Annotated in this window: 21 protein-coding genes; 10 read left to right on the top strand and 11 right to left on the bottom strand. The window is 65.6% G+C overall.

What is annotated here, in order from left to right; genetic code table 11:
- Window positions 1–29 precede the first annotated feature (29 nt).
- Window positions 30–455: a cupin domain-containing protein gene (locus Q7514_RS32050; protein ID WP_330137222.1), complete on the top strand. Its 426-nt coding sequence runs from the start codon at window positions 30–32 to the stop codon at window positions 453–455.
- Window positions 456–552: 97 nt separating this feature from the next.
- Here the strand turns inward: Q7514_RS32050 and Q7514_RS32045 are convergent, their stop codons facing one another.
- From Q7514_RS32045 to Q7514_RS32035, 3 genes are read right to left on the bottom strand one after another with little or no spacing between them, the layout of a single operon-like run.
- Entirely contained in the window at window positions 553–1,521 is a 969-nt protein-coding gene (locus Q7514_RS32045; protein ID WP_330137221.1) for a 3-hydroxyacyl-CoA dehydrogenase, read from the bottom strand.
- Window positions 1,518–2,798, bottom strand: coding sequence for an iron-containing alcohol dehydrogenase (locus Q7514_RS32040; RefSeq protein ID WP_330137220.1), 1,281 nt, complete (start codon window positions 2,796–2,798; stop codon window positions 1,518–1,520). Before Q7514_RS32040 ends, Q7514_RS32045 begins: the two co-directional genes overlap by 4 nt.
- On the bottom strand, window positions 2,795–4,288 hold the full coding sequence (locus Q7514_RS32035; protein WP_330137219.1) for an NAD-dependent succinate-semialdehyde dehydrogenase: 1,494 nt from the start codon (window positions 4,286–4,288) through the stop codon (window positions 2,795–2,797). Before Q7514_RS32035 ends, Q7514_RS32040 begins: the two co-directional genes overlap by 4 nt.
- A gap of 126 nt (window positions 4,289–4,414) precedes the next feature.
- Here Q7514_RS32035 and Q7514_RS32030 point away from each other — a divergent pair, with 126 nt between their 5' ends.
- Both Q7514_RS32030 and Q7514_RS32025 read left to right on the top strand, forming a co-directional pair.
- The gene (locus tag Q7514_RS32030; protein WP_330137218.1) at window positions 4,415–5,110 is read left to right on the top strand and encodes a GntR family transcriptional regulator; all 696 of its coding nucleotides are present in this window, start codon (window positions 4,415–4,417) and stop codon (window positions 5,108–5,110) included.
- 77 nt (window positions 5,111–5,187) lie between these two features.
- Window positions 5,188–6,921, top strand: a complete 1,734-nt coding sequence (locus tag Q7514_RS32025; protein WP_330137217.1) for a sigma-54-dependent Fis family transcriptional regulator — start codon at window positions 5,188–5,190, stop codon at window positions 6,919–6,921.
- Window positions 6,922–6,961: 40 nt separating this feature from the next.
- On the opposite strand, the gene Q7514_RS32020 is transcribed toward Q7514_RS32025, so the two are convergent.
- Window positions 6,962–7,681 carry an SDR family NAD(P)-dependent oxidoreductase gene (locus Q7514_RS32020; RefSeq protein WP_330137216.1) on the bottom strand — a complete coding sequence of 240 codons (720 nt, stop codon included), beginning with the start codon at window positions 7,679–7,681 and terminating at the stop codon, window positions 6,962–6,964.
- Between the two features lie 254 nt (window positions 7,682–7,935).
- Here Q7514_RS32020 and Q7514_RS32015 point away from each other — a divergent pair, with 254 nt between their 5' ends.
- Entirely contained in the window at window positions 7,936–8,913 is a 978-nt protein-coding gene (locus Q7514_RS32015) for an alpha/beta hydrolase (RefSeq protein ID WP_330137215.1), read from the top strand.
- The gene (locus tag Q7514_RS32010; RefSeq protein ID WP_330137214.1) at window positions 8,910–10,556 is read left to right on the top strand and encodes a flavin-containing monooxygenase; all 1,647 of its coding nucleotides are present in this window, start codon (window positions 8,910–8,912) and stop codon (window positions 10,554–10,556) included. Before Q7514_RS32015 ends, Q7514_RS32010 begins: the two co-directional genes overlap by 4 nt.
- Before the next feature lie 170 nt (window positions 10,557–10,726).
- On the opposite strand, the gene Q7514_RS32005 is transcribed toward Q7514_RS32010, so the two are convergent.
- Window positions 10,727–10,996, bottom strand: a complete 270-nt coding sequence (locus Q7514_RS32005; RefSeq protein ID WP_330137213.1) for a hypothetical protein — start codon at window positions 10,994–10,996, stop codon at window positions 10,727–10,729.
- Between the two features lie 26 nt (window positions 10,997–11,022).
- Window positions 11,023–11,946, bottom strand: a complete 924-nt coding sequence (locus Q7514_RS32000; protein WP_330137212.1) for a nitroreductase family protein — start codon at window positions 11,944–11,946, stop codon at window positions 11,023–11,025.
- A gap of 188 nt (window positions 11,947–12,134) precedes the next feature.
- On the opposite strand from Q7514_RS32000, the gene Q7514_RS31995 reads away from it, so the two are divergent.
- Complete coding sequence (locus Q7514_RS31995) at window positions 12,135–12,782, top strand: response regulator transcription factor (protein ID WP_054712724.1); 648 nt, start codon at window positions 12,135–12,137, stop codon at window positions 12,780–12,782.
- A gap of 22 nt (window positions 12,783–12,804) precedes the next feature.
- Here the strand turns inward: Q7514_RS31995 and Q7514_RS31990 are convergent, their stop codons facing one another.
- From Q7514_RS31990 to Q7514_RS31975, 4 genes are read right to left on the bottom strand one after another with little or no spacing between them, the layout of a single operon-like run.
- The gene (locus Q7514_RS31990) at window positions 12,805–14,466 is read right to left on the bottom strand and encodes a sensor histidine kinase (protein WP_330137247.1); all 1,662 of its coding nucleotides are present in this window, start codon (window positions 14,464–14,466) and stop codon (window positions 12,805–12,807) included.
- A 5-nt stretch (window positions 14,467–14,471) separates the two neighbouring features.
- Window positions 14,472–15,116 (bottom strand): alpha/beta hydrolase family protein, encoded by a 645-nt coding sequence (locus tag Q7514_RS31985; protein ID WP_330137211.1) that lies wholly within the window; start codon window positions 15,114–15,116, stop codon window positions 14,472–14,474.
- A 19-nt stretch (window positions 15,117–15,135) separates the two neighbouring features.
- Window positions 15,136–16,212, bottom strand: a complete 1,077-nt coding sequence (locus Q7514_RS31980; protein WP_330137210.1) for a tellurite resistance/C4-dicarboxylate transporter family protein — start codon at window positions 16,210–16,212, stop codon at window positions 15,136–15,138.
- Window positions 16,213–16,223: 11 nt separating this feature from the next.
- Window positions 16,224–17,090, bottom strand: coding sequence for an Fpg/Nei family DNA glycosylase (locus Q7514_RS31975; RefSeq protein WP_330137209.1), 867 nt, complete (start codon window positions 17,088–17,090; stop codon window positions 16,224–16,226).
- A 43-nt stretch (window positions 17,091–17,133) separates the two neighbouring features.
- On the opposite strand from Q7514_RS31975, the gene Q7514_RS31970 reads away from it, so the two are divergent.
- From Q7514_RS31970 to Q7514_RS31960, 3 genes are read left to right on the top strand one after another with little or no spacing between them, the layout of a single operon-like run.
- Window positions 17,134–17,934: a thymidylate synthase gene (locus Q7514_RS31970; protein ID WP_330137208.1), complete on the top strand. Its 801-nt coding sequence runs from the start codon at window positions 17,134–17,136 to the stop codon at window positions 17,932–17,934.
- Window positions 17,931–18,422: a dihydrofolate reductase gene (locus Q7514_RS31965; protein ID WP_330137207.1), complete on the top strand. Its 492-nt coding sequence runs from the start codon at window positions 17,931–17,933 to the stop codon at window positions 18,420–18,422. The genes Q7514_RS31970 and Q7514_RS31965 overlap by 4 nt, the downstream gene beginning before the upstream one ends.
- Window positions 18,423–18,456: 34 nt before the next feature.
- Window positions 18,457–18,783 (top strand): cupin domain-containing protein, encoded by a 327-nt coding sequence (locus Q7514_RS31960; protein WP_054720063.1) that lies wholly within the window; start codon window positions 18,457–18,459, stop codon window positions 18,781–18,783.
- Between the two features lie 54 nt (window positions 18,784–18,837).
- On the opposite strand, the gene Q7514_RS31955 is transcribed toward Q7514_RS31960, so the two are convergent.
- Window positions 18,838–20,355 (bottom strand): carboxylesterase/lipase family protein, encoded by a 1,518-nt coding sequence (locus Q7514_RS31955; protein WP_330137206.1) that lies wholly within the window; start codon window positions 20,353–20,355, stop codon window positions 18,838–18,840.
- Window positions 20,356–20,475: 120 nt separating this feature from the next.
- Here Q7514_RS31955 and Q7514_RS31950 point away from each other — a divergent pair.
- Window positions 20,476–20,795, top strand: a 320-nt coding sequence (locus Q7514_RS31950; protein WP_330137205.1) for a GTPase, incomplete at its 3' end; no start/stop codon positions are given.

Here is a 20,795-nt window from a genome sequence, read left to right as displayed (position 1 = left end):
GCCGCACGTAGCCACAGTGAGGAGCAGCAATGGCAGAACACGACAAGCCCGTGATCACTCGTCACGGAGAGGAGAGGCGCGATACCGGCCAGTCCGGCGGTGCAGTGCGCGTCTCGGGAGTCAGCGTGCAGCACACTCCCGCAACCAAAATCTGGTTCGGCAAGGTGTACAACGAGCCCGGATATCGCTCACTGCCGCACCATCACGGTGAGGCCGAAACCGGCGGATATGTTCTCGCCGGGAAGGCGCGGATCTACTTCGGAGAGAACTACAGCGAGTATGTGGACATGTCGGAGGGCGATTTCGTGTTCGTTCCTCCGTACATGCCGCACATCGAGGTCAATATGAGCAGGACCGAGGAACTGACGTGGCTCACCACACGCACCCCTGAGAACATCGTCGTGAACCTGCCTGACGTCGACGACACCATCCTGGTCGGTTACACCTGCCCTTAGGCGGCGCAGTCCCTGTAGCCCTATTCATACGAATCAGGGGCCACAGGGACTGACTGTGCGGCGTCACAGCGGAGCAACGGTCATCCGCCTCAGAAAATCAGCGTGCAGCATCGACCACGTTGCGTGCGGCGAGCAACCTGATCAATTGTTCGTCACGCCAATGGACACGCTCCTCCCAATTCTCGAGAATCAGGAGTGCTCGTCGCTCGGCGGTTGCTCTCTCGACGAGGTCGGGCGTCCACGGGTCGTTCTGTCCACGTTCGGCGCCCATCCTTGCATAGGCAGGACCCATCTTCGTGGCGTGCGACTCGATACCGCCGCGGGTGTTCAAATCGACGGTCTCGAACGGTCCGATGATGCTCCACCGGGGGCCCAGACCACTTCGCACCACTTCGTCGATGTCGTCGACCGACGCGACACCGTCACGCAATAGGCAATATGCCTCGCGAAGAAGGGCCCCTTGCAACCGGTTGAAGACGAAACCCTCGACCTCGCGGCGGACGACGACCGGCCGCAGTCCCGCTCGCCGATAGATCTGTTCCGCTCGCTCCGTCGTGACCACGTCGGTCCGAGGGGACGGTACGACCTCGATGACCGGAAGCAGATAGGGGGGATTGCCGGGATGCCCGACCACCAGCCGTGAAGCTGTGGCATGGTCGAGGTTCTCTGCCATCCTGCTCGGCACGATCGCCGAGCTCGAACTGGCTAGGACCGTGTGGCTCTGCGCGAACCGCGCCACCTCGCTGAAGATCTCGGTCTTCAGCTCCACGTTCTCGGGCGCGCACTCCTGCACGAGGTCGGCACCGCGCACTGCGGCCTCGACCGAGTGAGGGAAGGAAATTCGTGTTGCGATCGTCGAGGGGGCTTCGCCCAGGAGCTGGTGATCCGCGAGTAGTCGTAGACGGTCGCGGGCGTCCACTGAGCCGCGCCTGCGCGCGTCGGCAACGGGATCGAAGACACGGACTTCGAAACCGGCCTTGGCGAATAGGACCGCGAACGCGATACCGATCGAACCGGCGCCGATGATCGCGACTGTCTCCCGATCCGAGTTCGACGGCGTCGTCATATGGTCCACCAGCTTCGGTCGCCGGCCCACCCGCGTTCGAGAATGAATCGCACAGCCCCGTGGTTCAGATCACGGGGGTTGTTCGCCGTCAGCCGCGTCGCCAGCAGCGCCTGGCTTGCGACGGTGTCGAAGTCGGTGGGGGAGAGCCCGAGAGTCTTCAGATCGATCGGTGCGCCGATCGACTCCAGAATGTGCTCGATTCCGGTAATCCCGGCCCGCGCCTGCTCGAGCTCCGCCCCTGCGACGTCGGCGGTGCCGAGGAGCCGACCGATCTCGGCGAACTCAGGCACCCTGGTGGGCAGGTTGTACCGCATCACGTACGGAAGCAATGCACTGATCCCGAACCCGTGCGGAGTGTGGGTCAGCGCGCCGATCGGTGACTGGATCGCATGGGCGCCGGCGGTGCCGGCGGTGTTGATCGACATCCCCGCGCAGTACGCTGCGAAGAGGGTGTCCGAACGTGCCTCCAGGTCTGCAGGGTTCGCGCATACGCGACCGAGCGCGGACTGCAGAAGCGGAATTCCGGTGCGGGCGTACAGGTCCGTGAGCCTGTTCTTACCAACGTACAGCTTTGTCGCGAGGTCCTCCGAGGACGGGTTTTTCGCGCGGCCCGTGAACGCCTCGACTAGGTGGCTGAGGGCGTCGGCGCCGGCGGCGGCTGTCAGACCGGGTGGGCAGGTGAGCGTCAGTTCAGGGTCGATGACCGCGGCGACTGCCTCGAGGTGAGGGCTTGCGACCCCGACCTTCATGCCCTTGTCCTTGTCGTAGACGACGGAGATCGAGGTGACCTCGGCTCCCGTTCCCGCTGTTGTGGGGACGGTGACGACCGGGCATCCCGGGCCCGGCACGAGGTATTCGCCGTAGTAGTCGCGAACGTCGCCACCGTGGGTGAGGACGATTGACACGACCTTGGCGAGGTCCATGCACGAGCCACCTCCGATGCCGAGGATCGCTCCTACCCCGGCGGACCCGAACCGCTCGGTGACCTCGAGGATGTTCTCGCGTGGCAGGTCGGGCCTAGTTCCCGAGTACAGGGACACCCTGACGCCACGTGACCGCAGTTCTTCGCTGATCGCGCTGAACTCGGCGCTGGCGGCCATCCGCTCGTCCGTGACGACGAGAACGTGCTCGGCGAGGGACTCGAGAATTGCCGGAATCTGGCGGCGCTGTCCAGGGCCGAACAACACGCTGGTCGGTTGGCGCAGCAACCCCAGGCCGAGGTCGTTGCTGGTACGAATCGGTGCGGGCGCCGTGGAAACGCCCGGGGAGGTGCTCATGCGAGTGCTTCCTTCTCGTCGACGGTGATCGCGAGGTACTTGGGTTCGAGAAATTCGTTGATCGCGTCGTGGCCCCCCTCACGGCCGAGCCCGGAGGCCTTGACGCCTCCGAACGAGGCTGCCGGGTCGGCCATGATTCCGCGGTTGACGCTCACCATCCCGAAGTCGAGATGCTCGCTGACGGTGACCGCGCGGGACAGGTCGCGGGTGAACACGTATGCGGCGAGGCCGTAGGTCGTGTCGTTCGCGAATTCGATGGCTTCGGCGGTCGATCCGACGGTGTAGATCGTGGCGATCGGCGCGAAAAGTTCCTGCTTGCACACGGCGCTGGTGCGGTCCCGGACCGCGAAGACGGTCGGCTCGAAAAAGTATCCGGACGACTCGACCGCGGACCCTCCGGTGAGCAGGTCCGCATCGATCTCGCGTAGCTGCTCGACGAGCCGGGTCACGGTGTCGAGCTGACGCCGGGAGATGATCGGACCGATTTCGGTTTTGGGGTCGAATCCGTCGCCGACCTTCAATGCGCGGGCTGCTGCGACGAACTTGGTGGTGAACTCCTCGACGACGGATGCGTGCACGATGATGCGGTTCGCGGCAACGCAGGCCTGACCGGCGTTGCGGAACTTGCAGACGATGGCCTGCTCGACGGCAAGGTCGACGTCCGCATCGTCGAGGACGAGGAACGGCCCATCACCCCCGAGTTCCATCGAGGCATTGACGATTCCGGGCGCAGCCTGCCGCAGCAGGGTGGACCCGACTCCGGTCGAGCCGGTGAAGCTGACCTTGCGCAGGCGCCGATCGGCCATCACGGCCTCGGACACCGAGGACGACGATGTGGTGTGGATGAGGTTGACGACGCCAGCGGGAAATCCGGACTCCTCCAGCACTTGGACGAAAAGAGCGCAGGTCAGCGGAGTCTCCCTCGCCGACTTCACGATCACCGGGCAACCGGCCGCCAACGCAGCGCCCGCTTTGCGGGCAATCATCAGCAGAGGGAAATTCCACGGGGTGATCAGGAGTGACGGCCCCACGGGCTGATGCGTGGTGACGATGCGGTACCCACCGCGCGATCCCGGAGCGTACGTGCCGTGCAGGTGGGCGATCTGCTCCGCGTACCAGAGAAAGAAGTCGGCGGAGAGTGCGAATTCGCCTCGGGACTCGGCGAGGGGCTTTCCGCTTTCGAGGGTCATGACTGTCGTGATCTCGTCTGCCCGGGCGAGGAGGGCTGCGTGTGCGCGCCGGAACAACTCAGCACGGTCGCGAGGTGCGACGGACCGCCACGACCGTTGTGCCCGATCTGCGGCGTCGAGAGCATCCAACGCATCCTGCGCGGAGCCTGTATGGACCTGCGCGATCTCCTTGCCTGTCGCGGGGTTGTCGACGGCGAAGGTTTCCTCGGTCGTTCGCCACTGTCCCCCGACGAACAAGGTCGTGGGAACAATGTGGCCGTGCAGCGTGACACTGTCCGGGAGCGTGGTCGATGCGGTCATATCGTGAAGGTCCTTTGCAGGGTCGCGGTGTGGTCCACCTTGTCGATCTCGTATTACGGTAGGACCGTCCGGTGAAGCTCGACCCGGAGTGAATCGATTTGAGACAGCTATCGAAGGGGACTGCTCGTGACCACCGTGAAGATCGAGCACCACGCCGCCCCGCTGCGGCAGCAGGTTCTGCACGCGATGCGCGATCAGATACTGAACGGTGCACTGCGACCGGGACAGAGGTTGCGGGAGAACGTGCTGTGCGAGCAGTACGGCGTCTCTCGTACCGTGATCCGCGAGGTGCTCCGTCAACTCGAGAGTGAGCACCTGATCACGGTGCTCCCGAACCGTGGGCCGATCGTGACGGTGCTGTCCGAGGAGGACATCGAATCCATCTACCAGGTGCGGCGGGCGTTGGAAGGCCTTGCAGGGGAGTTGTTTGCCTTGAACGCCAACGATGCCCAGGCCATCGCACTACTGGGGCATATCGTGGACATGGAGCAGACATACTTGCATGGCACGGTCGAGTCTCGGGAGGTCAGCAAGCGTCGCTTCTACGAATTGTTGCTCGCTGGGGCGGGAAACGCGGTCCTCGCGGTGTCGTTGTCGGGTATCCACAGCCGGATCGCGATCTTCCGCCGCGCTGCCTTCCTCGACGATGATCGAGTGCAATCGTCGATGCGCGAACTACGGAGCGTCGTCGTCGCTGCGGCGGAGCGACGAGATCCGAAGGCTGCCCGGGCGGCGTGCGAACGGCACATCCAGTTGGCCGGTGAGCTCGCCGTCGTCGAGTACAGCGGGCGGATGGCCGAGGCTATGGAACAAACCAGATAGCTCCTGCGCCGTCGTATGGTATTACGAGGATGTGGTTGTGCGTCACATTTCGACTGTCTTACCTCTGGAGATTGCGCGTGAGCTCACCCCTTGATTCGGATTTCGACCGTGGACGTCTTGCGCAGGTTCGCGAGGCTTTCTTCGCTGCTCCGTCCGTGACGGGGGTGGTCAGGGCGGACGTCCTGGAGTCCTGGCAGCGGTCCAGACAGGCGCTCGGTACCCCTACCGCGGTATCAACGGTCCCACACGTCGGCGACGAATTCCTCGACGAGGAATTGGTGAGGATGTTCGCAGCGCCGTTGGCCCGAGTATCGGAAGGACTGTCCGACACCGACCTGGGTCTGATTCTCGCGGACGCCGAGGGGCGCGTCCTGAAGCGTTGGTTTCAGGACCGGACCGCGGTCGAGCACCTCGACCGGCTGGGGACGGTTCGCGGCGCGGTGCTCGCCGAGCAAGCCGTCGGAACGAACGGAGTCGGCACAGTTGCTGCCACCGGACAGGTGGTCCAGATCTCCGGCGCGGAGCATTTCGCAGAGTTCTATCAGCAGGCCAGTTGCACCGGTGCCCCAGTTCGGCATCCGCTCACCGGCAGCTTGCTGGCGGTGGTCACCATCTCCACCAGAGCCGCCGCGAACACACATCTGCTCAAGCCACTGGTGCACTCTGTCGCCGTGCAGCTGGAGCAACATGCGCTCGAAGTGCAACAGCCTGCCGCTCGCGTCGTACTCGACGCTTTCCTCGAAGCGTCGCGCGTCCGCCTCCAGCCCGTCATAGCCTTCGGACCCCAGAACATCGTGATGCAGAGTGTCGCGGCAGCGACGCTGACCCCCACGGATCTCGGGATCCTCCGCCAGCGCTCCGGAGACGCCGGACACGCCACCCGGATTCCCGTCGAGTTGTCGATCGGGTACTTCGACGCCCACATCACACGCCTGGGGCACGCGGCGGGAGCAGTTGTCGTGCTGGAGCGACGGCGGTCGTACAACGCCGGCGGTTCCGCGCGCGGCGAGTCCCGGCTCGCGGGTGGCTCGCGCTCGTGGGCCACCGTGGTCCAACGGGTCAACCACTACGTTCTCAACGGGACACCGGTTGTGCTCGGCGGTGAGCCCGGCACGGGTAAGACCTCGGCGGCGATGGGCCGGCAGTTCGTCCCTGGTGCGCCGATGCCCAGGACCGTCGTCGATGCAGCCGAGCACCTCGTCGTCGGTACTGCGGCGTGGCTCCAGAGAGTGGCGGAGCTCGTCCGCGGCACGACACCCGTGGTGATCCGCGGAGTCGAGGAACTCGACGGCACTCTACTATCCGGATTGCGCGCGCTGTTGCACTCGGATGCGCGGCAAACAGCGGTCCTTCTCACCTTGGCCTCCAATTCACCGGCCGACGTCGAAGTCGTGGCCGGCAAACTGGAGATCGACCACATCTGGCTTCCGGCGCTTCGCGATCGCTCAGCCGATATCCGCCCGATGTGGCAGTTGTTCGTCGAGAAGTTGACGGCCGGCGCCGCGTTGCGACTGTCGGACGACGCGATGGAGGTCATGACGGCATACTCCTGGCCGGGCAACGTTGCGGAGCTGAGATCGGTCGTGGAGAAGCTGTACCGGGCGGGAAAGCGGGGCACCGTGCGGCCCGCGGATCTACCCGCCGTGGTGCAGAGGGGTCGTGCCCTTACCATGATCGAACGTGCCGAGCTCGACGCGTTGCGGCATGCGCTCGAAGAGTCTGGGGGGAACCGCTCGAAGGCAGCGCAACTCCTGGGACTGTCACGCGCCACCGTCTACCGAAAGATGAAGGCTTACAGGCTGACCGTGTGAGACATTCGCGAAGCGCCGGGCGTTCGCCGTCGCGCAGACGTCACTGAGCGAGGTAACCGCCGTCGATCACGAGCTCCGATCCGGTCATGAAGCTCGACTCGTCCGAGGCGAGGAAGACCACCCCGTGTGCGATCTCCTCCGGGGTGCCGGCGCGGCCCATCGGCGTGCGGGACAGTACGAACTCGTTGACCGCCGTGTCCTGTGCGCGCGTCAGCGGGGTCTCGACGAATCCCGGGTGCACCGAGTTCACTCGGATGTTGTTCTCCGCGTAGCTGATCGCGGCGCTCTTCGACATGTTGCGGACGGCGCCCTTTGTCGCGTGGTAGGCGTGGGCGCCCGCAACCGCGGCAGAGCCCCAGATAGACGAGACATTGACGATCGACCCGCCGCCCTGCTCGATCATGTGGGGAACGACGGCACGCATGCCCAGCCAGGTGCCGGTCTGATTGGTCGCGACCACGTCTTCCCAAGCGGACACGGTCAGTTCGTGTAGTACCTCGTACGTGATGATGCCAGCATTATTCACCAGAATGTCGATCCGTCCATGCTTGCCGACGGTCTCGTCGACCACGCGTTCCCACTGCGCCTCGTCCGCCACGTCGAGGCCACGTTGAATCATCGGCCCGGACTCGGTGTCGGGCAGGCTACGTCCAGTGGCGATGGTGATAGCTCCTTCACGGACAAACTCTTCGGCGACCGCGCGCCCGATCCCTCGGCCTGCTCCGGTAACGACGGCAACTTTTCCATGCAAACGCCTCATAGCGTCGGTACTCCTTCTGGTGGCGTGACCCGCGGCGCGTGGCGACGTGATTGCCGCCACATTCGGTTCGGTCAGCGTCGCGCACGGAGGCGTGTCCGGCATTCGGGTGCGCAGTGATGAGACCACGGTGACTCATATTGCGACACTCCCCGTGTAAGTGATGGCTCGGACGGCATTCTCATTGTCGTGATGTGCGTCACCGGGCTGGTGCCCGGCCTTCGACGCGTCCATCGATGACCACACAGGAGCGTGCAATGCCTACCAATGGACCGACGGACCCACTGGGTCGCATCTACTCCGAATGGACGACGGAGTTCGAGGCCAACCCCGAGATGTCCCTGCAATTGATGCGGTGGGTCTTCGAGGACTGGCAGCGGGTGACTGCGGAACCCGAAGGTGTGACCTACCGTTCCACCGAAATCGGTGGCGTGCCTGGGATCGCGGTGGAACCGGACGGTGCCCATCCGACGCAGATGCTCGTCGTATTGCACGGCGGCGGTTTCGCACTCGGATCATCGGCCAGCCACCGCAAGCTGGCCGGTCACGTAGCCAAGGCTTGTGGGGCGAACGCCTTCGTCGCGGACTTCCGCCGCGCGCCGGAGAACCCGTACCCGGCACAGATCGACGACGCGACCGACGTCTTCGAAGCCCTTGTCGCCAAGGGCATCGCACCGATCGATATTACGTTCGTCGGTGACAGTGCCGGAGCCTGCCTCAGCATCGCGACAACGCTCCGGCTCCTCGAGCGGGAACGGCCTCAGCCCGGTCAGGTCGTGACGATTTCGCCGTGGCTCGACATGGAGAACTCAGGCAGCACGCTCGTCACGAACGACGCCACAGACTTCCTGATCACCCGAGAAGGTCTGCAGGGCAACATCGACCGGTACCTGTCGGGTGGCGCGAGCCCGACCGACGCGCTGGTCAATCCCCTGTACGCCGACTTCACCGGTTTCCCACGGCTCTACATCACCGCGTCCGACGCCGAGTCCCTGTACGCCGACGCGACCCGGCTGCACGAGCGTGCTGCTGCTGCCGGAGTGGACGTCACATTCGTCGGTGTGTCGGGAGAACAGCATGTCTTCCCGCTCCAGGCGGGCCTTCACGAGGCTGCGGACGAAGCGATTGCCGCCATCGCGACCTGGTATCGCGCCGGCCGTGTCACGGACGCATCCGATAGCACGAATCACGCCTCCGCCCTGAGCGGAAATCTGAAAGGACCACGATCAACATGAGCAAAACCTCGACGCCGTCGCCTGCGCGAGACTACGACGCAATCGTGATCGGTGCCGGATTCTCCGGACTCGCACTGCTGCACCACCTCCGTGACATCGGACTGCGCACCCTGGTGGTCGATGGGGAGGACGGAATCGGCGGAACCTGGTGGGTGAACCGGTACCCCGGTGTTCGCACCGACAGTGAGTACAGCTACTACTCCTTCTCGTTTTCGAAGGAGGTGCGCGAGGAGTGGACCTGGAGCGAGCGTTACCCCTCCGGCGGCGAGGTCCTCGACTACCTCAACTTCGTCGCGGATCGGCTCGACCTGCGCAAGGACATCCAGCTGAACACGTGGGTGGAGTCGGCCACCTACGACGAACCGGCCAACACCTGGACGGTGCGCTTCGCCGACGGGCGAGAAATCACCACCAAATTCCTGGTGAGCGGAATGGGTGTGCTCTCCCAGGCCATCTACCCGAACATCCCCGGACTCGACACCTTCGCCGGTGAGAAGTACCACTCGTCACATTGGCCGAGGGCCGGCGTCGATCTGAAGGGCAAGAAGGTGGGGCTGATCGGTCTCGGTGCGTCGGGTATCCAGATCGTTCCGACGATCGCACCGGAGGTCGAGGAGTTCTTCGTGTTCCAGCGCACGCCGAACTACGTCGTCGAAACCTCGAATGAGGCGGTGACCGACGAGGACATGGCCTACCTCCGGGAACACTACGATGAGATCTACGAGAAGGCCGCCAACCATCCGTTCGGGGTGGCCATGGAGCCTGCGCAGCACAGTGCCCTCGAGGTGGATGACGCGACCCGCCGCGAGATCTTCGAGAGCAAATGGAACCAAGGCGGATTCCACTTCGCCAATGAGTGCTTCAACGATCTTGCCACCGATCACGAGGCCAGCGAACTCGCGTCCGAGTTCATCCGTTCGAAGATCCGTGAGATCGTGAAGGATCCGGAGACGGCAGACCTGCTCTCACCGAAGACGTACTCCTTCAACGGCAAGCGGGTTCCCACGGGGCACGGTTACTACGCGGCGTTCAACCTCGATCACGTTCATCTCGTCGACGTCGCGGATACGCCGATCTCCGCCATCACTGACAAGGGCATCGTTGTCGGAGACACCGAGTACGAGCTGGACGTGCTGATATTTGCGACCGGATTCGACGCGATGACCGGAACGTTGACGAATATCGACATCGTGGGGCGCAACGGGGTCACCTTGCGTGACAAATGGTCAGAGGAGGGGCTGCGTTCCAACCTGGGCATCAGCGCGCACGGTTTTCCGAACTTCTTCATGTCCCTCGGTCCGCAAACTCCGTACTCGAACCTCGTTGTCCCGATTCAGCTCGGCGCGCAGTGGTTGCAGCGGGCGCTGGTGTGGGCTGGGGAGAATGGGGTCGAACGCTTCGAGGCGACGCCCGAGTCAGAGCGCTGGTGGGTCGAGGAGACCGAGCGGACCGGGAAGGCAACTGTGATGTACAGCGAGGGAAAGAAGGCCAAGGCCTGGTTCCTCGGTGACAACGTGCCCGGAAAGCAGGAGGAGTTCCAGGTGTACATGGGTGGAGGGCACGTGTATCAGCAGTACTGCCGTGAGGCTGAAGCCGAGGGCTACTCCTCGTTCCTGGCAGACAAGGTCGCGCTGGCGCGCTGAGTCGAGACCGCGGTGCTCACTCCTCGAATCGAGGAGTGAGCACCGCCTACGGTGTGTCGCCACCGGCCCCGGCAACGGGCTTCCGCCACACACGCGACCCATCCCGGGCAGTGGCGAACTATGTGCGGTAGGCGGGCTCGGATCCGACTTCGTTCCCCAAGCGTGCCTCGTCAGCCGAACTCGTCGACGCCGGCCGTCTGCAAGCGGCGCCACATGTCGGCCGGGTGCACACCTTCACGGATTGCATTGTTCTCGATGAGGATGCCCAGCATTTCCGTGCAGGTGTAGGCGAGATCCTCGAGTGGAAGACCGCTGTAGCGTGCCGCCAGCCATCCGGAGGTGTTGCCGGCTTTCGCTGCCTGTGCCATGTCCAGAACGACCTGGTACAACTGGGCGGTCGATGGCTCGTCGAGTTCGATGCCGGTGAGTTCCTGTGTCACCTTCGGTGATCCTTCCTCGCGGACTGTCAGTAGCCGATGCGCATGATCAACTGAGGCGGTGTGGCCATTCCCAATCGTGCACGGAGTCGCTCGGCTGAGTCTTCGATTCGGAGCGGATGGGTGAGAACCGACGCCGAGAGCCGGGCATCGACGGCCGCCAGCCATGCTCGTTCGGTGGCCATCCCGATCCGGACCAGATCGATCGGGTCGGCGGACGCGGCGTTGAACAGCAATACGGTCTCGCGGTCGATCGCGGCTGCCAGGGCCGACGTCTCGGGCACCTCGGTGGTGATCATGGCCTTGCCCGCGGCGCCGTGCTCGTCCAGCGTGGCGTCCCAGTCCTCGACGACCTCGGCGTTGCCTTCCGGCTGCCAATGCGACGTCCACGAGAACATCTCGCGTTGATAGTGGGGATTACGTCGCTTGGCCTCGGCCGAGTAGGTGAGCATGTCGGCGAGAGCCTGGGCCTCGTCGGACGCCAGCAGCCGGATGCCGACATCGGGTACCTGTGCGCCGGCGGCGACGACGTCGCCGATGGTCTCGGCGGGCACCGGGATGTCGGCGAAAGCGTCACGGTGACTCTTGCGCCGGGAGATTGCCGCGTACAGCCGAAGATCGGAACTGTCCGGAACTGAACTCCGGAGCGTCTCGATCCGCGCGATGACGGCCGGACGATCAGGGAAGGGGCAGAGGTCGGTGCGGACCTGCCTGCCGAGGACGCGCATCGCGAGCTCGAGATGGGCCACGGCGGTGCCGCACGAGATGAGCCGATCGGGGCGTAGGGGGTCCGCGCCGGGCTCCGCGAATTCGAGACGTTCCTCGAGCTCCGCGGCGGAACCGGGAAGCGTCAGGTTCCACGGTTGTGTGTCGTGCACCGACGGGGCTTCGATGACAGCTCGCGCAATGATCTCCGTATCGCTGGGCGACCAGGTTTCGGAATCGACGGTCATCGCTACCCTCCCCATCCGGTCGTCGCCGGGTACCGACACATGTCCCGGTGTAGTACGAGCGTCGCGTATGGGTGCGGAGAGGGTGCAGGGGCAAAGGTCCCGAAACTGACGTCGAATGGCCCTGAGGCGCTTACGGCCGTGGGGAGCTGCGACGATGGCACCATAGAGCTCAACGAAAGGTGCGTGCGATGCCCCGCATATTTCTCGTCGACGACCACGAGATCGTGAGACGCGGACTGGTGGACCTGCTCAGCAGCGTCCCCGACTTCACCGTCGTGGGTGAGGCCGCGTCCGTGGGCGAGGCGCTCGCCCGGATCCCGGGAAGCGGCGCCGACGTCGCGGTGCTGGACGTCAGGCTTCCCGACGGAAACGGTGTCGAACTGTGCCGGGAACTGCGCACCCGGATGCCCGAATTGCGAGCGCTGATGCTCACGTCGTACTCCGACGACGAGGCGCTGTTCGACGCGATCATGGCCGGCGCGTCGGGCTTCGTGCTCAAGCAGATCCTCGGCACCGACCTCGTGTCTGCGGTCCGCACGGTGGGGGAGGGCGGCTCCCTGCTCGACAGTCGCGCCACCGCCGCGCTGATGAATCGGATCCGCGCGTCGCGGAACGCTGATCCACTGGCGGAGCTGTCCGATCAGGAGAAGGCCGTGTTCGAGCTGATCGGCGAGGGGATGACCAACCGCGAGATCGCCGAGCGGTTGTTCCTCGCCGAGAAGACGGTGAAGAACTACGTGTCGCGGCTGCTGGCGAAGCTCGGGATGCAGCGCCGCACACAGGCCGCGGTCCTCGCAACCGAGTTGCGCAAGGGCAAGGAGCAGGGCCAGTCCTGAACCTGCTCGGTTGCAGGATGATTCAGAGCGGAGCCATCCACAACACCCGCGTTCCGCTGACGTCGCCGGGCCCGATGGTGCACTTCCCGCCGCATTGCGCGGCCCGGCGTTCGAGGTTGGCCAGGCCGCTTCGCCGGGGTGCGTCCGGGAGGCCGGTGCCGTCGTCGACGATCTCGATCCGGAAGTCGTGGTCTGCGGTCACGGACACCGTGATGTTCTCCGATTGCGAGTGCCGCAGTGCATTGCTCAGGCCCTCGCGCAGCACGGCTTCGGCGTGCGGGTGGATGCGGTCGGGCACCAAAGTGTCGATCGGGCCGATGAATTGGACATTGGGCGCGACCGCGGAGTGAATGCTGAGATCGCCCACGACGTCGAGCAGTCTCCGTCGAAGGCTGGTGCCTACCGCGGCCCCGGCCGTGTGCAGATCGAAGATGGTCGTCCGGATCTCGCGGACCGTTCGGTCGAGTTGCTCGACGGCGTGATGGATCACGTCGGTGACCCGTCCGGAGTCGGCGCCCGGCACCATGACGCTCTGCAGGCTCATTCCGGTTGCGAACAATCTCTGAATCACGTTGTCGTGCAGATCTTGCGCGATTCGGTCGCGATCGGCCAGGACATCGAGCAGTCGCTTCTTGCGTTGCTGCTCGGCGAATTCGAGTGCCACTGCTGCAAGATTGGCCATCGAGTCGAGTCGTGCGATCTCCTCGTCGTCCCACGGATCCGATCCGGCCTCCTGGGTGACGATCAGCACGCCGGTGATGGTGGAGGTCGCCGAGAGCGGCAGTACGATCGCGTTGCCCGCGTTGCCGTGCCCGGCCGACGGCAGTCCGGCCAGGGAATCGGTGAGAACCGCCTGCCGGGTCCTGAGCGCATGCAACACCGGTGTGTCGGTCAGGTCGATGCGCACCGTGTCGGCCGCGGGCGCGGTCGGTGACGCGGCGCGAAGCGTGCCGTGTGAGCCGTCGACGAGGACGACGAAAGCTCCGGCGCCGCGCGCAAGTTCGCGGACCTGGCCGGTGAGTAGACCGAGTGTTTCGTCGACCGAGCCGCCCACGAGCAGACGCGCGTTGATCGAGGCCATTGCCGCGAGCCACCGTTCGCGGGTCAGTGAATCTTCGAACAGTCGCGCGTTGTCGACGGCTATACCGGCGGACGTCGCCAGCACTTTCAGGATCACCGCATCTTCTTCGGTGAACTCCGGCTCGCCCAGCTTCTCGGTCAGGTAGATGCTGCCGAATACTTTGCCGCGGATCATGATCGGAGTGCCCAGGAAGGACTTCATCGGTGGGTGGTTCGGCGGGAACCCGATCGATGCCGGATGCTTCGACAGGTCGGCCAGTCGTACCGGGCGAGGATCGTTGATCAGCAAACCGAGGATGCCGCGGCCCTCCGGCAGGTGGCCCATTCTGCTGCGCTGTGCGGTGCTGATGCCCTCGTAGACGAACTCGGACAGGCCACCGTCGGCGGCGCGCACACCGAGTGCGCCGTACCGGGCATCGAGCAGCGATACCGCGGACTGGACGATGCGTTGCAACATGGAGTCGAGTTCGAGCCCCGACCCGACCACGAGCACCGCCTCGAGCAGGCTGCGCAGAGTCTCCGGTGCCGTGGCGGCGTCGTCGAGACGGTCACGCAGTTCGGTCAGGAGGGTGTCGATCGGCGCTTCGGTGACCGCATCGGGCATGTCGTTCACAGGGAGTCTCCCAGCAGGTCGAGTACCGCGGTGACCGCCGCGTCGGACGGGTCGGTCTTCGCACGGCTCAGATCGTGACCGGCGGCCGGCACCTCGAGAAGGGCCGTCGGTCCGGTCACCAGTACTGCGGCGGCGCGAATCTCGTCGAGGGTGCCGAACGGGTCGCGGGCGCCGTGCACGAACACCGTCGGCACCGTGATGCCCGGTAGATGTTCGGTTCGCGCTTTCTCGGGCTTGCCCGGGGGATGCAACGGGTAGGACAGCAGTACGAGTGCGTCGGCGACCTCGGGTTGCTCGGCCACGAGCATGGATGTCTGCCGACCCCCATAGGAGACACCGCCGACCAAGATCGGTCCGGTGTACCGTTCGCGTAGAGCGGCGGCGGCGTCGGCGACGCCGGACCGATCCTCCGCGGCGCGGGCCGGTTGTGGAGGACCCTTCGGTTTGCGTCGCCGGAACGGCAGGTCGTAACGCAGCGCGAGGAGGCCCCGCTCGGCGAAGCGGTCGCACATCATCTGCAGGATCTTCGCGTCGCTGTTGCTGCCTGCGCCGTGAGTGAGGGCGATCGCGCCACGAGGCTTCCCGCCGGGGATATGCAGGCGGCCGTGCACGATGTCGGTATCCAGGAGTTCGACGCTCACCTGACCACCGTAACCGGGCTTAGGGAACAATCCGGTCGGAAGGAATTTTTGCGGGTGTGACACGGGGACGCAGGAGCGTGGTCCACAGGTGGTGCAGCATCGAAGCGAACACGAGCAACCACACCACCACCGCGACCCATAGTTCGGTCTCACCGACCGCGCCGACGAGCGGCAGGTCGTCTGCGCGGCCGAGGTAGATCCCCGCGACGGCGTACATACCGAGGGGGAACACGATCGACCACAGCGACGAGTCGTACGTCAGCGGCACCTTGTGAACCCGGTGCCGCCACCAGCCCGCTGCGATCAGCGGCGGGAACAACCACGTGGCGAATGCCCAGATCACCACGGCAAGGCCCGCGATCAGGCCCCGGGTGGCATCGACCATGGGCGCATCGGCCATCTCGACGATCTGCGCTCCGGCCACGACCGTGATCGAGCACGCACCCATCGCCACCCAGTACGGCGCGGTCAGATCGGTGGGTCGCAGCGGATATTGCAGCATTCGCGCGGCCACGAAAACCCCGGCCGCGGCATACAAGAACAGGCCCACCGCCCACGCGAACACTGCGACCGCGGCCAACAAGCGGTCCAGATCCACATAGACGGGTTGCAATGCGGCGGCGGCGATGGCGACCGATTCGCTCGCCACCACCCAGATGAACCAGGTGCCGTTGGCCTTGGCGAGCACGGGACGTTCCGTGGTGCCGAGGACGGCGGTCCACGGAATGACGTATCCGAGGACGAGCCAGGTCACCGCGGCCACGAGGAGCAGAACGGCCGCGGTCGAATGCCAGCCCTGCATCATCAGGCGCACACCCAGCACGTTGCTGCCTGCGATGAAGGTGAAGAACCCGAATGCGCGGGAGGAATCTGCCATGTCCGAGCGCAGGGCAGTCCGGAAGGACACGAGTCGCCAGGTCGAGAGCACGACCAGCACCACGTACGCCACTACTGCGATGATCAGCAACGTCAACGACGCGACGTCGAATCCCCGGAGGTGGAGTCCGACCGAGATGATGCCGCTCGACATGACGAGTGCGAAGTAGCCGGGTGCGAGCGACCGGACCGCCGCGCTCGACCGGGTCGAGAGATCCACGTCGGCAGACCTTACTTCAGCAGCCTGGACATCCTGCGATCAGCGAGGACCTTCCCCCCGGTCTGACACGTAGGGCAGTACTGGAAGGACCGTTCGGAATACGACACCTCGCGGACGGTGTCGCCGCACACCGGGCACGGCAGCCCCGCCCGGGCGTGCACACGCAGACCCGAGCGTTTCTCCCCTTTGAGGCGGGCGGCGTCCTGACCCACCGACCGGTCGACAGCGTCGGTGAGGACCGAGCGCATCGCATCGTAGAGCGCCGAGACCTGTTCGTCGGTGAGACGCAACGCGGTGGCGAACGGAGACAGCCGGGCCAGATGCAGGATCTCGTCGGAGTATGCATTGCCGATCCCCGCGAGCACCGACTGGTCGACGAGGAGCGTCTTCAGCCGGGCGGTACTGCCCCCGAGGAGCTCACCGAACTCGTCGGCGGTCACGTCGAGAGCGTCCGGTCCGAGTCGTGCAATCCCCCGAACCTGGGCGGGGTCGCGGACGACCCACACCGCAAGTCGCTTCTTGGTGCCTGCCTCGGTGAGGTCGAACGCGGGGGCGGAGGCGTCGGGGCGGAACAGGTGCACGCGCAGCGCCAGCGGCCCTTTGCCGAGCTTCGGTGGTGTCTGCGACGGCTCGTCGAGCCATCGCATCCACCCTGCCCGCGACAAGTGGGTGATCAGCGAGAGGTCGCCGCACTCGACGACGAGGAACTTGCCGAGTCGGCGGGCGCCGGTGATGTCGCGGCCTTGCAACGCGGTGATCGGCGGGTCGGCGGTCTGCAGCACGCTGAGAGCCGCGACGTCGATGCGACCCACCACGGCTCCGACAGCGTGCTCGCGGAGGAACACGGCGAGTGCTTCCACCTCGGGGAGCTCCGGCATGCCTCTCAGGCTACTTCGCGAGCGCCCGCCTAGACTGCTGTTCGTGACTGTCCCGACTCCGTATGAAGACCTGCTGCGCCTCGTCCTGGACACCGGGACCCCGAAGTCCGACCGCACCGGTACCGGCACACGCAGCGTGTTCGGGCATCAGATGCGCTTCGACCTCGCGCAGGGCTTCCCGCTGATCACGACGAAGAAGGTCCACCTCAAGTCGATCGTCTACGAGTTGCTGTGGTTCCTGCGCGGCGACTCGAACGTGAAGTGGCTGCAGGAGCACGGCGTGACGATCTGGGACGAGTGGGCGTCCGACGAGGGAGAACTCGGACCCGTCTACGGCGTCCAGTGGCGCTCGTGGCCGACACCGGACGGGCGGCACATCGACCAGATCGCCGGCGTCCTCGACACGATCCGGAACAACCCCGATTCGCGTCGCATGATCGTCTCGGCGTGGAATGTCGCGGATCTCGACGACATGGCGTTGATGCCGTGCCACGCGTTCTTCCAGTTCTACGTCGCCGACGGCAAGCTCAGCTGCCAGCTGTACCAGCGCAGTGCCGACATGTTCCTCGGTGTGCCGTTCAACATCGCCAGCTACGCACTGCTCACCCACATGGTGGCGCAGCAGACCGGACTGGAGGTCGGTGAGTTCATCTGGACCGGCGGAGACTGCCACATCTACGACAACCACATCGAGCAGGTCAACGAACAGCTCACCCGCGAGGCGTACCCGTACCCGACGCTGAAGCTGGCGCGACGCGACTCGATTCTCGACTATCGATTCGAGGACGTCGAAATCGTCGACTACCGGCACCACCCCGCGATCAAGGCACCGGTGGCAGTGTGAGCGACCACGTCACGCTGATCTGGGCGCAGGCCCACGGCGGTGTGATCGGTCGCGACGGCGCGATCCCGTGGCACGTCCCGGAAGACATGGCCTTCTTCAGGAAGGCGACGATGGGCAGGCCCGTCGTGATGGGCCGGCTCACGTGGGATTCGCTGCCGGAACGATTCCGGCCGCTGCCGGGTCGCCGCAACGTCGTGGTCACCCGTAATCCCGATTGGGCTGCCGATGGTGCGGTCACCGCGTCGAACATGGACGAGGCACTGACGCTCGCCGGCAACGGCGAGATCGTCGTGATGGGCGGCGGTCAGGTCTACGCGCAGGCGATGGACCGCGCGACCCAGCTGCTCGTCACCGAGGTGGATCTCGAGGTCGACGGCGACGCCGTTGCACCGGTGATCGGACCGGAGTGGACCCCTGTGGACATCGGCGAATGGGCGATCTCGACCTCCGGAACTCGATTCCGGTGGATGAGGTACATCCGAAGCTGAGTGGCGGGTCTTCCGGTGCGCCATACTGCGAACCATGGACAAGCTCTCGCTCACCGCGCTGGCCAGACAGCAACTGAAACTTGCCGCCACCTCGAGTAGCGGACGCAGCTCGCACACCGTGTTCGGTGGACACGCCAAGAGTCTGCGGCAGACCGTCGTCGCGCTCCAGGCCGGGCGGGAACTGCGCGAGCACGACAGCCCGGGTGAGGCGACCCTGCAGATCCTCACCGGTCAGCTGCAGTTGATCGCGGGAGCGAATTCGTGGAAGGGCTCGCCCGGGGATCTGCTGATCATTCCGGCGGAGCGGCACAGCGTCGAAGCGCTCGAAGATGTCGTGTTCCTGCTCACGGTGTCCATGTGAGAACCCGCTTCAGGTGAGCCCAGTGCTACTGGGGGCTGTGTCTACCCGAGCGGTCTACCCGAGCGCCGGGGCGTAGCCCCGATAGCCCTCCCACGCGAGTCGGCGCTCACTGCGAGGATCGTGCTCCACGCGGGTCGGCACGTCGAACACCACGGTTGCGCGGCCGGTCTCGTCGTAACGAGGCCACGACGGCAACGGTTCGCCGTGTCGCGCGAACTGCAGCCACTGGCGCTGTACCGATGCGGAGACCGTCCGCAGATCGCGACGCCCACCCACCGAGGTGAGCAGCCTGCCCACCAGTTCGTCGGCTTGTCCGAACACGGCGAACAATTCGACGGCGTGCGTGGCGTCGAAACCCGTCCACCGCAGCAGCCGGGGAGCGAAGTCGTAGCGGTAGGCGAACGTCGGTGCGTGTCGCGCGTGAGCCTGCGCGATCTGCACCGACGGATACCAGAAAGTGGTGTCGCCGCCGAGGTCGATGGCGGCACGCTCGGAGGGATAGCCGGGATACACGGCGGTGATGCGATCGTGCGCGTCGGGGTCGGTACCCGCGAACATCCGCTCGATCCGCTGCGGATCGGTGGGGAGGGCATCGAGGAAACGCGGGAAGAGCGCACCCTCGCGGTCGTTCGTGCCGATGATCAGCGGCACCGGGTGCGCAGCGCCCGTTTCGTAGGCCTCGAGCGGCGGAACCGGCAGGTAGTCGCCGTCGACAACGGGGCCGAACGGATGCAGTCCCGGCGTCGAACGCAGCACCGAGGCGCCGAGACGTGATCCGGTGCGACCCAGTTCGGCGGGGGTCGCCTCCGACAGTGCTTCCACCGCGGTGTCGGTGTCGGCGCCGAGCAGTTCGACGAAGCGTCGACCCCACTCGCGGGTGCGGTCGACGGTGTTCACCAGCCCCGGAGCGGGGCTCTGCGCGATCGCGCGCGCGAACAGCCCACGCGCGGCAGGAATCGCGAGGAGCGTGGTGATCGACGTGCCGCCTGCGGACTCGCCGAAGACGGTCACGTTGTCGGGGTCTCCGCCGAACGCGGTGATGTTGCGCTGGACCCATTCGAGTGCGGCCACCTGATCGCGCAGGCCGAGATTGGAATCGAAGGGGCGCGAGACGTCGGAGAACTCGGTGAAGTCGAGATAGCCGAGCGCGCCGAGGCGGTAGTTGAGCGAGACGTACACGATGTCGCCGCCGCGCACGAGGGATGCCCCGCCGTACAGCGGCAATGCACTGGTGCCCATGGTGAAGGCGCCGCCGTGGATGAACACCATCACCGGCCGGGGCGTGTGGACGCGGCCCGACGGGGCGAGCACGTTGAGCGTCAGACAGTCTTCACCGGCGGCGACCCGGGTGCCGGCGCCGGTCACGAGCCCTCGCGGATGCTGACTCGCGGCGTTCCCGAAGCGTGTCGCATCGAGGACACCCGACCAGGGTTCGACGGGCTGCGGCGCACGCAATCGCAGCGGGCCGACCGGCGGCGCCGCGTAGGGGATGCCTCGCCACGCGAGGAGGTCGCCGCTGCGGACTCCTCGGACGACGCCGTCCGTGATTGTGACGAGTGTCTCGGACGTCATGCTGGGCACTGTACGTGACGGACGGTCACAGCAGGGTGGGTGTCGTGCCTGCGATGTCCGGTAATGCCCGGTTTTCCAGTGTCCGATACTGTCGCATCCGGTGCAGGAGAGGAGGCGTTGGTGACCGGAACCGAGACCACACAGCCCGCGCAATCCACTGCCACGACGGCTCGTCCCGAAGTCGTCGACGTGGATGTGCTGATAGAGGCGTCGGTCAAGGTGCTGCGCGCCTACGGGCGGAACGCCACGGCCGAGCTTGCCTCGGCCAAATCGAAGGCGTCCGTGCAGCGCCGCACCGTCGTGGTCGTCGGTGAGGTCCAGCGCGGCAAGAGTGCGCTGGTCAACGCACTCGTCGGGGAGCTCGATGCGTCGCCGTCCGCCGTCGAGACCACCACATCGGCAGCGGTGCGGTTCGTGCCGCCCGACGACCGGCACCCGCC

This window comes from Rhodococcus artemisiae, from assembly GCF_036327795.1.
Classification (GTDB): Bacteria; Actinomycetota; Actinomycetes; order Mycobacteriales; family Mycobacteriaceae; genus Rhodococcus; species Rhodococcus artemisiae.
The sequence above is the reverse complement of the archived record's forward strand: the minus strand, read 5'-3'. Positions and strand labels throughout refer to the sequence as shown.